The organism is Herbaspirillum sp. GW822-FHT03A08 (genome assembly GCF_058801885.1).
Map to the genome: position 1 here is coordinate 606,063 of NZ_JBXANR010000001.1, position 13,044 is coordinate 619,106.

Below are 13,044 nucleotides of genomic sequence, written 5' to 3' on the forward strand. Positions count from 1 at the left end.
CTGCTTGTCTCCCTTTGCAGATGTCATGTACCAGCCGCTTACACCGGCCGCGCGTAACATAACATGAACCACTTCTGCGGATCGAACCACATCTTGGCATGGCCAAAACCAGCCTGCCGCAGCAAATCGCTGAAGCCGTCCGGCGTGAATTTGTAGCTGTTCTCTGTATGGATGCGCTCACCCTGGCGGAAACTCCGCTCACCGCCGCACCATGCCACCGTGACATCGCGGCGCGCTTCCAGATGCATCTCGATGCGCGACAATTCAGGATTGAAGAAACCGCGATGCTGCCAGTCGTCCACCACGAAATCACTGCCCAGCAAACGGTTGACGTGCAACAAAGCATTGCGATTGAACGCTGCCGTCACGCCCAGTGCATCGTCGTAGGCGGCATCAAGTACCGCCTTTTCCTTGACCAGATCGATGCCGAGCAAGACGCCGCCCGCTTCGCCCAATTGCAGACCGTGACGCATGCGGCGCAGGAACTGAAGCGCTTCTTCCGGCGCGAAGTTGCCGAGCGATGATCCGGGATAAAAGAAGAGCCGATTTTCACGTCCGACCGTCGATGGCAATTGCAGCGAAGCAGAGAAATCCATCGCGATTTCCTGCATCGGAATCGCCGGAAATTTTTGCCGCAAACCGTTCACCGCCTCACGCAGGAATTCAGTCGAAATATCGATGGGCACGTACTGACGCGGCTCAAGGGACGGAAACAGACGCGCGGCCTTGGCGCAATTGCCGGCGCCCAGATCGATCATGGTCACGCCTTTGCCGACGGTCGCGGCAATATCCTCGGCGTGTTGGTCGAAGATCTGCGCTTCGGTGCGGGTCGGGTAGTATTCCGGCAGCGCACAAATCGCTTCAAATAAAGTGGATCCGAGCGCGTCGTAAAAGTATTTGGGAGAAATGCGGGCGGCTTCGGCCATCAGGCCGTCTTGCAATTCGTTCCGGATAGGACAGGGTTCTGACCAATCGTCCTGCATGTCCTGCAACATTCGTTGAGCCAATTTGCTCTCCTTGTTGTAACCGCATGATGTAACGGCACAATGTAACCGCGCAATGTAACAACTGCATGAACGTGATGGGCACGGTATCCGGGCATGCAATACACTAGACCGCGTTCAGAAAGTACTAGCAACCGCATATTGAGCGCACATGGCGCATTTCAAGAGGTCAATCTGTTGTCAGATTGAATAGTTGATGAATGCATATACTTATACATTCTATCGACTTGCAATCGCCGATGTGGTTCACCGCACCATAAAAATTCTGACATTCAGCCCATAAGTTGCCTTACCAACATCATAAATCTTGCCAACATGTCATCTAGCGTCAAACCAGAACCCGCCAAAGGCAGCATCAAAACCCTGATCGGCCTGCTCCCCTTTCTGCAACCTTATAAGCGTCAATTCATGCTGGCCGGCCTGGCGCTCATCGTCGCTGCGGCGGCAACCCTGGCGATCCCGTATGCGTTTCGGCAAATGATCGATCTGGGCTTCGGCAAAAGCGGCATCGGCGGTGCCGACGCCGCTGCCAGCACGCTGCACATCGACTTGTATTTTCTTGCTCTGTTCGGTGTCGCCTGCATCCTCGGCGTGGCCACGGCGGCGCGGTTTTACATGGTGTCGTGGCTGGGCGAACGCGTGACGGCCGATCTGCGCAGTGCCGTCTATGCGCATGTGGTCACGCAAAGCCCGCAGTTCTTTGAAACCACCAAGACCGGTGAAGTGCTGTCGCGCCTGACCACCGACACCACGCTGATCCAGACGCTGGTGGGCACCAGTATCTCGATGGCGTTGCGCAACGGACTGCTGTTTATGGGCGGCATGGTCATGCTGTTCATCACCAGCGTCAAGCTGTCGTCCATCATCATCGTGATGCTGGCAGCCGTGGTGCTGCCGATCGTGTTTTACGGCCGCCGCGTGCGCAAGCTCTCGCGCGAATCGCAGGATCGCGTCGCAGACGCCTCCGCGCTGGCCGGCGAGATCCTCAACGCCATGCCGACAGTGCAAGCCTTCACGCACGAAGAGATCGAAGCCAGGCGCTTCGGCACCTCGGTGGAACGTGCTTTTCATACCGCCATGCAGCGCATCCGCGCGCGTTCGGTACTGACGATGATGGCGATCCTGCTGGTGTTCGGCGCCATCGTGTTCGTGCTGTGGCTGGGCGCGCATGCCGTAGTCCAGGGCAGCATGAGCGGCGGCCAGCTCGGTCAGTTCATCCTGTATGCGTCGCTGGTGGCAGGCTCCATCGGCGCCTTGTCGGAAGTGCTGGGCGACACCCAGCGCGCAGCCGGCGCTACCGAACGCTTGCTCGATCTGCTGTCGGCCAAGTCGCCGGTGCAATCGGTGTTGCTGCCGGAAACCCTGCCGCCGCGTACCGCCAACGGCGCAGCGTTGCAGCTGGAAGATGTGGTGTTCCACTATCCGTCGCGCCCCGACAGCAGCGCACTGATGCATCTGTCCTTGGATATCAAACCGGGCGAGACCATCGCCATCGTCGGTCCGTCCGGTGCCGGCAAGACCACGCTGTTCCAATTGCTGTTGCGCTTCTACGATCCGCAGCAAGGCGCCATCAAACTGGGCGGCGTCGACATCAAATTTCTATCCCTGCAAACCTTGCGCGGCGCCATCGGCATCGTGCCGCAGGACACCATCATTTTTTCCGAGAACGCGCTGGAGAACATCCGCTTCGGCCGTGCCGATGCCAGCGATGAAGAAGTGATTGCTGCAGCGAAGATGGCGGCTGCACATGAGTTCATCGAGCGCCTGCCGCAAGGCTACCAATCCTTCCTCGGCGAACGCGGCGTGCGTCTGTCGGGCGGTCAGCGCCAACGCATTGCAATTGCACGTGCACTGTTGAAGAATCCGCCGTTGCTGCTGCTCGACGAAGCCACCAGCGCCCTCGACGCCGAATCCGAACGTCTGGTGCAGTCTGCCCTGGAAGCCGCCATGATCGGCCGCACCACATTGGTCATTGCGCACCGCCTCGCGACCGTGCAGCGCGCCGACCGCATCATCGTGCTGGAGCATGGCCGCATCGTCGAGACCGGTACACATGCTTCGCTGATTGCGCAAAATGGTCTGTACGCGAGCCTGGCTGCGCTGCAGTTCAATACCGACTGAACGATGGAATGGTTGCGAGGAATGGTTAAGATCAATCGCGCCGCCGGGAGAACGTCCAAAGAATCCGGCGGCGCCAAACACGATTTCAAAAAATAAAATAGACTTCTGGTTTCACCAAACAACCACCTCCCCTACTTCCACTTTCCACTTGCGAGCGCGCCGTCCTTTCTGCGCATACCGCGAACCAACAGGAGCTTTCGATGAGCAGCAAATTATTCTCCCCGCTGAAGTTACGCGAACTGACTCTGCCGAACCGCATTGCCGTTTCGCCAATGTGCCAGTACTCAGCGCAGGACGGTTTCGTCAATGACTGGCACCTGGTCCATCTGGGCAGCCGCGCCGTCGGCGGCGCCGGTCTGGTGATCGTGGAAGCGGCCGGCGTTCTGGCCGAAGGCCGCATCACGCCGGAAGACGTCGGCATCTGGAAAGACGAGCACATCGAACCGCTGCGCCGCATCACCCGCTTCATCGAAGCGCAGGGTTCTTTCGCCGGCATCCAGCTGGCGCACGCCGGCCGCAAGGCCAGCGCCTGGCGTCCATGGGCCGGCAAGGTCGGCACCGTGCCTGCCGCAGAAGGCGGCTGGGATACCGTAGGCCCGTCGGCGATTCCTTTCGACGCCACCTTCAAGGCGCCGGTGGAGCTGAGCGTGGAAGCCATTGCGCAACGCGTGCAAGCCTTTGCCGATGCCGCACAACGCGCCTTCAAGGCCGGTTTCAAAGTCGTCGAAGTGCACGCCGCACACGGCTACCTGCTGCATGAATTCCTCTCGCCGCTGAGCAATCAGCGTACCGACCAATACGGCGGTTCGCTGGAAAACCGCGCGCGCTTCCTGGTGGAAACCGTCACCGCCGTGCGTAAAGTCTGGCCGGCAGATCTGCCGCTGTTCGTCCGCCTGTCGGCAACCGACTGGACCGAGGGCGGCTGGAATGCCGACGAGACAGTTGCCGTCTCGCGCATGTTGCGCGACCTCGGCGTCGATCTGGTCGACGTCTCCAGCGGCGGCAACATCGCCACGGCGACGATTCCGACCGGTCCCGGCTATCAGACTGCCTTTGCCGCACGGGTCAAGAGCGAGGCCAAGATCGCTACCGGCACCGTCGGCATGATCACTGATGCGATCCAGGCGGAACACGTTCTGCGTACCGAACAAGCCGATCTCGTGCTGCTGGCGCGCGAACTGCTGCGCGATCCATACTGGCCGCTGCGCGCCGCCGATGCGCTCAAGGAAAACGTCGCCTGGCCGCCGCAATATGTGCGCGCCGCATCGAGCAAGACGCCATTGCGTGAGAACGTCGATTACGGCGACCTCGACTGATCCTGATCGCAATCCCGAATCCCGGGTCCCGTATCCGGCCGCGATAATCCCAGGGCGACATATCGAAGGTGTGTCGCCCGGATTGCTTCGATGGGATCGTATTTTCAGGTTGACCCGACGCAACTTTCCCCGCCGTGGTATAACTAACGCACGGCATACGCCACTCGCTTCCGCAAGCCATTCCGCCGGATGCGATTTCAACATCCTGCTTCGCATTCTTTCATTCATCTGATTCGCAAAGAGATACTCATCATGTACAAAGACGTTCAACTCTTCATCAATGGCCGCTGGACTGCCAGTGTCTCGGATCGCACCATTCCGGTCGTCAATCCCGCCACTGAAGAAGTCATCGGCCACATCGCTCACGCCAACAAGCAAGACCTCGACGCTGCGCTGGCTTCCGCGCAAAAGGGTTTTGACACCTGGCGCAATATCTCCGCGTTCGAGCGTTCCAAGATCATGCGCAAGGCCGCCAACATCCTGCGTGAACGCGCCGACGAAGTCGCGCAACTGATGACGCTGGAACAAGGCAAGCCGCTGGCGGAAGCCAAGGCAGAAACCCTGGGCGCCGCCGATACCATCGACTGGTTCGCCGAAGAAGCCCGCCGCACCTATGGCCGTCTGGTGCCGGCGCGTGTGCCGAATGCGTATCAGATGGTAATCAAGGAGCCGGTCGGCCCGGTGGCTGCGTTCACCCCCTGGAATTTCCCGCTCAATCAAGTCGTGCGCAAGCTTTCCGCAGCACTGGCGGCAGGTTGCTCCATCATCGTCAAGGCCCCGGAAGAAACACCGGCCTCGCCGGCTGAACTGATCCGCGCGTTTGCCGATGCCGGCATTCCTGAAGGCGTGGTCAATCTGGTCTACGGCGTGCCGTCGGAAATCTCCGAATACCTGATCCCGCATCCGATCATCAAGAAGATTTCCTTCACCGGCTCGACCCCGGTCGGCAAGCAACTGGCCGCACTGGCCGGTACGCACATGAAGCGAGCCACGATGGAACTGGGCGGCCACGCACCGGCCATCGTATTCGACGATGCCGACATCGACGCCGCCGCCAAGCAACTGGCGATGGCCAAGTTCCGCAACGCCGGTCAGGTCTGCGTTTCGCCGACCCGCTTCCTGGTGCAAAAGAAAGTGTTCGACGCCTTCGTCGACAAGTTCATCACCGCTGCCAGCCAGTTGAAAGTCGGCGACGGCATGGCTGCCGGCACCACTATGGGTCCGGTCGCCAACAAACGCCGCATCCCTGCGTTGGAAGCGCTGATCAGCGATGCGGTGGAACAAGGCGCGCAACTGCGCTTCGGCGGCAAACGCGTCGGCGACAAGGGTTACTTCTTCGAGCCTACCGTGCTGACCAACGTTCCGCTGTCGGCACGCGCGATGAACGAAGAACCGTTCGGTCCGCTGGCATTGATCAATTCCTTCGAAACACTGGACGAAGTGATCGCCGAAGCCAACCGCCTGCCCTTCGGCCTGGCTGCCTACGCTTACGCCAAGTCAGCGCAAACCAAGCACGCCCTGTCGACACGCGTTGAAAGCGGCATGATCACCATCAACCATCTGGGTCTGGCCTTGCCGGAAGTACCGTTCGGCGGTATCAAGGACAGCGGCTACGGTTCCGAAGGCGGCACTGAGGCGATCGAAGCTTACGTCAATACCAAGTTCGTTTCGCAGCTGGACGTGTAAGCACCCTGCCTCATCACAAAAAAGCCCGCGCTCTTCATCGAGCGCGGGCTTTTTTTCATGTCACAGAAGTCGACGCAACACTGCTCCTGTTTCACCGTCTGTCATTCTGACGCACGCCAGGATCGAGTGTCGTACGCCTTCAGCAAAGCAAAGACGCTGGGTTCCAGCGTTCGCTGGAACGACAGAAATTGGCAAGGGCCACAGGACTATTTATGTTTCTTGCCATGGCAATGACAGCCGACCACATGGTCGTTGATCATGCCTATCCCTTGCATGTAAGCGTAGATGATGGTCGAGCCGACAAACTTGAAGCCGCGCTTGAGAAGATCCTTGGACAACTGATCCGACAGCGGCGTCTTGGCCGGCGCTTCGCCGAGGCTCTTCCACTTATTCCGAATCGGCTTGCCGTCGACATACGCCCACAGGAAAGGATCGAGGCCGCCGACTTCGTCACGCAGGCGCAGATAGCTTTGCGCATTGGTGATGGTCGCAGCTACCTTCAGACGATTGCGGACGATGCCCGGGTCGGCCAGCAGCCTCGCCACCTTGGCGTCGGTGTAGCGCGCGATCTTTTCAGGATTCCACTGATCGAAGGCGGCGCGATAGGTCTCACGCTTGTTGAGCACGGTTTCCCAGCTCAAGCCGGCTTGCGCGCCTTCCAGGTTGAGCATTTCAAACAGGCGCGTCTCGTCGTGGCAAGGCACGCCCCATTCTTCATCGTGGTAAGTCACGTAGCGCGGGTTGTCGAGATTGACCCAGGCGCAGCGTTGTATGCTCATTGCTTCCTCACTCATTTTCCAAGCATCATAAAGGCCATAAAGGCGGCTCATCCATCAGCGCGATTTGCTCGCGCAACTCCAAGATCCGGTCCTGCCAATAACGTTGCGTATTGAACCACGGGAAAGCCTGCGGGAAGGCAGGGTCTTCCCAACGCCGCGCCAGCCATGCAGAGTAATGAATCAGGCGCAAGGTACGCAAGGCTTCGATCAGATACAACTCGCGCTGCTCAAATTCGCAGAAACTTTCATAACCGGCCAGCAGATCGGACAGCTGGCGCACCATGTCGCCGCGCTCGCCTGACAGCAGCATCCACAAATCCTGAATCGCCGGTCCGCTGCGGCTGTCGTCGAAGTCGACGAAATGCGGACCGGCGTCGGTCCACAAGACGTTGCCGACGTGGCAGTCGCCATGCAGACGCAACTGCCTGATGTCACCGGCGCGGTCGAAGCAGCGACGCACGCCGTCCAGCGCATGATCGACCGTGGTCTTGTAGGACGTCAGTACATCCATCGGGATGAAATCATTGGCCAGCAGATAATCGCGCGGCTCTTCGCCGAAGGTGGCGATGTTCAAGGCAGGACGATGTTCAAACGGACGCTGCATGCCGACCGCGTGGATGCGGCCGATGAAGCGGCCCAGCCATTCCAGCGTGTCGGGGTTGTCGAGTTCAGGCGCGCGGCCGCCGTGACGGGTGAAAGCGCCAAAACGAAAGCCCTGGAATTCCTGCAGACTGCGGCCGTTGCCCAGTTGCATGGCGGGGACGACCGGAATTTCCTCTGCGACCAGTTCGTTGACGAAGGCGTGTTCCTCAAGAATCGCTTCGTCGCTCCAGCGCTGCGGACGATAGAACTTCGCCACCAGCGGCGGCCCTTCTTCCATACCGACTTGATAGACGCGGTTCTCATAGCTGTTGAGCGCCAGCAGGCGACCGTCGCCATACAGGCCTACGCTGTCGAGTGCATCGAGCACGGTGTCCGGCGACAGCCCGGCAAAGTTGAATACGGTGGTGGAATCGGTCATGGCCGTATTGTACGTGCCCGGCGCAGGCAACGGGAAACAGGAACGGCGCGGAACGGAGAGAAACGGCGGTAATCCTCGCCTCCACCGCCGATTGCAATTAAACTGCGGTTTTATTCGCAACACGGACGCACATCATGCAACTTGACCAGCCCCTCTCCGACGAAGAGTTCGACGAACTCGACGATTTCCTGTTATCCGACCGTTGTGCCGACGACGCCATGACCATGGACACGCTGCACGGCTTCCTCACCGCGCTGGTGATCGGCCCGCAGGAAGTCCTGATGGCTGAATGGCTGCCGCGCGTCTGGGGCAGCAAGCCGGAAGACACGCCCAAGTTCAAATCACCGAAAGAAGCCGAACGCATCACCGGCCTGATCGCGCGGTCGATGAATGAAATCGCCATCACGCTGGAAGTCGCACCCAAGGAATATGAGCCGCTGTTCTGCGAGCGTGAGCACGAAGGCAAGAGCCTGCTCGACGGCGAAGCCTGGGCCGGCGGCTTCTGGGAAGGCATCCAGTTGCGCGCCAAGGAGTGGGATCCGATTTTCCACTCCAACCTGGCCGAGCTGATGCGCCCGATTTACCTGCTGGGCTCGGATGAACTGGAAGAGGAAGAAATCCCGCTGATCGAGGATCCGGTCAAGACGCACAAGCTGGCGGTGGAAGTGGAATCAGCGATTCCGCACATCTACAAATACTGGCTGCCGCATCGCAAATCGGCAGTGGAAACCGTGCGCCGCGACGGCCCCAAGGCAGGCCGCAACGACGACTGCCCATGCGGCAGCGGCAAGAAATACAAGAAGTGCTGCGGCGCCGACAAGGCGTAGTTGCTTTTAACGCCCGATGAGTCTCAACGCAACATCGGATCAAGGCCAGGGTTTATCCAAAATAAACCCTGGCGGCATCCCACAGCAGCTTGCACCCGGCAACAAATAACGCAGCGACGGTAATCTGATAGAACCGCGCCTGGTTCACCTTCATCAGCATTTTCAAACCCAGCCAGTAACCGACCGGCGCCAGCGGCAGCAAGGCCAGCGACGTCGTCAGGTTGCGCGCGTCGAACAGGCCGAGCGCGATAAAGGGCACGACCTTCACCGCATTGATCACGGAAAAGAAAATCACCGAAGTGCCGACAAACATCAATTTATCGAGTTGCTGAGGCGCAAGATAAATCACGAACGGCGGCCCGCCGGCGTTGGCAATGAAGCTGGTGAAGCCGGACATGGCGCCCCATACCGAGCCTTTGGCGATGCTGGGCTGCGTCGGAACAGCCGCACTGCCCAGCCCCATGACGCGCTGCGCGACGAAACTGATCGACAACACGCCGATCAGGCCGCGCAACATGGCGTCGGAAGTAAAGCGGAAAGTCAATGCGCCGACCGTGATGCCGACCAGTGCCGCCGGGATCAGGATGCGCAGATTGCGCAGGTCGCCTTTGCCGCGAAAGGTGATCAGTCCCATGATGTCCATGGCGATCAGCAGAGGCAACATGATGGCCGCACCGACTGCGGGAGAAGTCACCAGCGACAGAAGGGGAATGGAAAGAATGCCGAGCGAGCCGCCGCCCATCCCGGACTTGGAAATACCGACGATCAGCACTGCGGGGATCGCCGCTGCATAGAACAGCGGATCCTGGATCAAGGCAAGGCCCTCGACCGCGATCCCGTCGTCGGCATGATCATCAGAGGATTATTCCTTGATGAAATGCTCGCGGTAGTACTTCAGCTCTTCGATGGATTCGATGATGTCGGCCAGCGCGGTGTGCTTCTGATGCTTCTTGAAACCGCTGGCCAGTTCCGGCTTCCAGCGACGGCACAGTTCCTTGAGGGTCGACACGTCGAGGTTGCGATAGTGGAAGAAAGCTTCCAGCTTAGGCATGCCGCGCGCCATGAAACGGCGGTCCTGGCAGATCGAATTGCCGCACATCGGCGACTTACCCGCCGGCACGAAGGGCTTGAGAAACGCGATCAGCGCCGCCGAGGCCTCTTCTTCGGTGACGGTCGATGCCTTGACGCGCTCGATCAGGCCGGAACGGCCATGGGTACCTTTGTTCCAGGCATCCATGCCATCGAGGATTTCATCGGACTGATGGATCGCGAACACAGGGCCTTCGGCCAGCACGTTGAGCTGGGCATCTGTTACCACCACGGCAACTTCGATGATGCGATCGTTGTCCGGATCGAGGCCGGTCATTTCCATGTCCACCCAAATCAGGTTGAACTCGTTCGGACGGGCCGGGATCGTATAGCTAGGTGCGCCAGCATTGGCAACGTTGGCATCGGTGGCTTGTGACATAATTGTTCTTTCTGCAGGTTCTGCTTAATTCGGTGCTGAGTTTGTTGCTTGAGTAGCTGCTTAATTTGCAGCTTGATTAGTGCCTGGATCGACCGCTCATCCCATCCGGCTCGCCATTTTCATCGATTTTTTTGAACGGTTTTGCTGACCGCCATTTTCGCACAGGGAAAGAATGTATTCACTCACGTTTTCGGTTTTGTTTGTTGGTTTTCTGCTGTTGACCCTGCTCGTCCGGTTCTGGCTCAGCTCGCGCCATATCCGCCACGTACTGGCTCACCGCAGTGCGGTACCGGCCGAATTCGCCGAAAAAATCCCGCTCGCAGCGCATCAGAAGGCAGCCGACTACACCGTCGCCCGCACCAAGTTCGGCCTGCTGACGCTGGTCGTCAATTCGGCCGTGCTGGTCGGTTTTACCCTGCTGGGAGGATTGCAATTGCTGTCGAGCGTCCTGCTGCAATGGTTCGGCGGTCCGGGCATGCTGTATCAATTGGGACTGATCGTGGCGTTCGCACTGATCTCCGGCCTGATCGACCTGCCCTTTGATTACTACCGTCAGTTTGTGCTGGAAGCGCATTTCGGCTTCAACAAAATGACACGTGGCCTGTTCTTTGCCGACACCATCAAGAATTCGCTGATCGGCGCCGTCATCGGTCTGCCGCTGCTGTGGGTGATCCTGACGCTGATGGACAAATCGGGTTCCTTGTGGTGGTTCTATGCGTGGCTGGTGTGGAGTGGTTTCCAGTTGCTGATGCTGGTGCTCTACCCGACCGTCATTGCGCCGCTGTTCAACAAGTTCACGCCGCTCGATGACGATAGCCTGCGCTCGCGCATCGAGGGTCTGATGCAGCGTGTAGGCTTTGCGTCCAAGGGATTGTTCGTGATGGACGGCTCCAAACGCAGCGCGCACGGCAACGCCTATTTTTCCGGCTTCGGCGCGGGCAAGCGCATCGTCTTCTTCGACACCCTCCTTGCGCGCCTGGCGCCGCATGAAATCGAAGCGGTGCTGGCGCATGAGCTGGGCCATTTCAAACTCAAGCACATCGTCAAACGCATCACCGTCATGTTCGCGATCTCGCTGGTGTTCATGGCCTTACTGGGCTATCTCAAGGGCCAGGCCTGGTTTTACACCGGACTCGGCGTTGATCCGATGCTGTTCGGCAGCAACGATGCCATGGCGCTGATTCTGTTCATGCTGGCCTTGCCGATTTTCACTTTCCTGCTGTCGCCGTTGTCGTCGCTGTCGTCGCGCAAGCATGAATTCGAAGCCGACGCTTTCGCCGCTCAGCACACCAATGCGCAAGACCTCGTGTCGGCACTGGTCAAACTGTATGAAGACAATGCCTCGACGCTGACGCCCGATCCGCTGCATTCCGCGTTCTACGATTCGCATCCGCCGGCGTCGCTGCGCATCGGCAAACTGCACGCCAGGCTTAACCCGGCACACTAAGGCAAAAGGAATAACATCATGACACTGACCACACAATCGTTGCTCACGCAAAAGAGCCAACACCAGGTCACCGCGCTGAGCGATGCCGAGGTACAGCAAACGCTGCCGCTGGTGCCGGGCTGGGCGCTGGAACAAGGCAAGCTGGGCAAGACGTTTGCATTCGAGGATTACCACGAGACCCTGGCTTTCGTGAACGCCATCGCTTACGTCATCCACGCCGAGGACCATCATCCGGAACTGGTCGTGACCTACAACCGCTGCGTGGTGAAGTTCGACACGCACAGCGTCAACGAAGGACGCGGCGGTCTGTCGATCAACGATTTTATCTGCGCCGCCAAGGTGGACGCCGTGTTCCACCAGACGTTTTCCTAAGCATGACCGTGACTGCACAAAAGAACGCTACTGAAGTCGGAACCGTCATCGCCGCACATGGCCGCCATTACCTGGCGCAAGTCGGCGAAGAGAAACTGCAATGCGTCACCCGCGGCAAGAAGAGCGACGTCGCAGTAGGCGACAAGGTCAATCTCAAACGCACTTCGCTTAATCAGGCCGTCATCGAATCCATCGCCGAACGCAAGACCTTGCTGTATCGATCGGACCAATACAAATCCAAACTGCTGGCCGCCAATGTCACGCAATTGTTCATCGTAGTGGCGACGGAGCCGGGCTTCACCGACGACCTGATTTCGCGCGCACTGGTGGCGGCGGAATCGGCGGGGGTCGACGCCCATATCATTCTCAACAAGACCGACATCGAAGCCGCCTTGCCGCGCACGCGCCAACGCCTTGAGGTGTACCGCAAACTCGGCTATCCGGTACACGAAGTCTCGGCACAGGCGCAACCCGACGCAACCCGCGCCACCTTCATGCCATTGCTGCAAGGCCAGACCACGATTCTGATCGGCCAGTCCGGCATGGGCAAGTCGTCCATCATCAACCTGATCGTGCCGGACGCCGACATCGCCGTACGCGAAATCTCGGCTGCGCTCGACACCGGCAAGCACACCACCACATTCACGCGCCTGTATGTCATGGCGGACGACACGGCGATCATTGACTCACCGGGCTTTCAGGAGTTTGGGCTGTATCAGTTGAGCGAGGGCATGCTGGAACGCGCCTTCCGCGAGTTCGCCCCATATCTCGGCAAATGCAGGTTCTACAATTGCCACCATCTGACCGAGCCCGACTGTGCAGTACTGGCCGCCGTCAAGAGCGGCGAAATAGCGGCGATGCGGCATCAGTTGTATGTACAGTTGCTGCATGAGTCGTCGCAGAAGTTGTATTGATTAAGGCCGGAGAATTCATCCGGCCTGCTCCTGTATTTGCCAGAATTACAATGACACCCAGGCAAAAATGATGGGAAACTGCAAGGGAA

Annotated in this window: 12 protein-coding genes; 7 read left to right on the top strand and 5 right to left on the bottom strand. The window is 59.1% G+C overall.

Annotation, left to right across the window (positions count from 1 at the left end):
• Positions 1–38: 38 nt before the first annotated feature.
• The gene (egtD, locus tag AC1RN6_RS02865; RefSeq protein WP_493003501.1) at positions 39–995 is read right to left on the bottom strand and encodes an L-histidine N(alpha)-methyltransferase; all 957 of its coding nucleotides are present in this window, start codon (positions 993–995) and stop codon (positions 39–41) included.
• Positions 996–1,319: 324 nt separating this feature from the next.
• Here egtD and AC1RN6_RS02870 point away from each other — a divergent pair, with 324 nt between their 5' ends.
• The 3 genes from AC1RN6_RS02870 (at position 1,320) to AC1RN6_RS02880 (ending at position 6,127) form a co-directional block, all read left to right on the top strand.
• On the top strand, positions 1,320–3,125 hold the full coding sequence (locus AC1RN6_RS02870; protein WP_493002891.1) for an ABC transporter transmembrane domain-containing protein: 1,806 nt from the start codon (positions 1,320–1,322) through the stop codon (positions 3,123–3,125).
• 200 nt (positions 3,126–3,325) lie between these two features.
• On the top strand, positions 3,326–4,441 hold the full coding sequence (locus AC1RN6_RS02875; RefSeq protein WP_493002892.1) for an NADH:flavin oxidoreductase/NADH oxidase: 1,116 nt from the start codon (positions 3,326–3,328) through the stop codon (positions 4,439–4,441).
• Between the two features lie 252 nt (positions 4,442–4,693).
• Positions 4,694–6,127, top strand: coding sequence for an NAD-dependent succinate-semialdehyde dehydrogenase (locus AC1RN6_RS02880; RefSeq protein WP_493002894.1), 1,434 nt, complete (start codon positions 4,694–4,696; stop codon positions 6,125–6,127).
• 206 nt (positions 6,128–6,333) lie between these two features.
• On the opposite strand, the gene AC1RN6_RS02885 is transcribed toward AC1RN6_RS02880, so the two are convergent.
• Together AC1RN6_RS02885 and AC1RN6_RS02890 are read right to left on the bottom strand one after the other, a co-directional pair.
• Complete coding sequence (locus AC1RN6_RS02885) at positions 6,334–6,906, bottom strand: DNA-3-methyladenine glycosylase I (protein WP_493002896.1); 573 nt, start codon at positions 6,904–6,906, stop codon at positions 6,334–6,336.
• A 25-nt stretch (positions 6,907–6,931) separates the two neighbouring features.
• Positions 6,932–7,927 (bottom strand): serine/threonine protein kinase, encoded by a 996-nt coding sequence (locus AC1RN6_RS02890; RefSeq protein WP_493002898.1) that lies wholly within the window; start codon positions 7,925–7,927, stop codon positions 6,932–6,934.
• 134 nt (positions 7,928–8,061) lie between these two features.
• On the opposite strand from AC1RN6_RS02890, the gene AC1RN6_RS02895 reads away from it, so the two are divergent.
• Positions 8,062–8,754, top strand: coding sequence for a UPF0149 family protein (locus tag AC1RN6_RS02895; protein ID WP_493002899.1), 693 nt, complete (start codon positions 8,062–8,064; stop codon positions 8,752–8,754).
• A gap of 52 nt (positions 8,755–8,806) precedes the next feature.
• On the opposite strand, the gene AC1RN6_RS02900 is transcribed toward AC1RN6_RS02895, so the two are convergent.
• Positions 8,807–9,568 carry a sulfite exporter TauE/SafE family protein gene (locus AC1RN6_RS02900; protein WP_493002900.1) on the bottom strand — a complete coding sequence of 254 codons (762 nt, stop codon included), beginning with the start codon at positions 9,566–9,568 and terminating at the stop codon, positions 8,807–8,809.
• 48 nt (positions 9,569–9,616) lie between these two features.
• Positions 9,617–10,222 (bottom strand): oligoribonuclease, encoded by a 606-nt coding sequence (orn, locus tag AC1RN6_RS02905; RefSeq protein WP_493002901.1) that lies wholly within the window; start codon positions 10,220–10,222, stop codon positions 9,617–9,619.
• Positions 10,223–10,394: 172 nt separating this feature from the next.
• On the opposite strand from orn, the gene AC1RN6_RS02910 reads away from it, so the two are divergent.
• From AC1RN6_RS02910 to rsgA, 3 genes are read left to right on the top strand one after another with little or no spacing between them, the layout of a single operon-like run.
• Positions 10,395–11,669: a M48 family metallopeptidase gene (locus tag AC1RN6_RS02910; RefSeq protein ID WP_493002903.1), complete on the top strand. Its 1,275-nt coding sequence runs from the start codon at positions 10,395–10,397 to the stop codon at positions 11,667–11,669.
• A gap of 18 nt (positions 11,670–11,687) precedes the next feature.
• Positions 11,688–12,041, top strand: a complete 354-nt coding sequence (locus AC1RN6_RS02915) for a 4a-hydroxytetrahydrobiopterin dehydratase (RefSeq protein ID WP_493002904.1) — start codon at positions 11,688–11,690, stop codon at positions 12,039–12,041.
• A 2-nt stretch (positions 12,042–12,043) separates the two neighbouring features.
• Positions 12,044–12,955, top strand: a complete 912-nt coding sequence (gene rsgA / locus AC1RN6_RS02920; protein WP_493002905.1) for a ribosome small subunit-dependent GTPase A — start codon at positions 12,044–12,046, stop codon at positions 12,953–12,955.
• Positions 12,956–13,044: the final 89 nt, after the last annotated feature.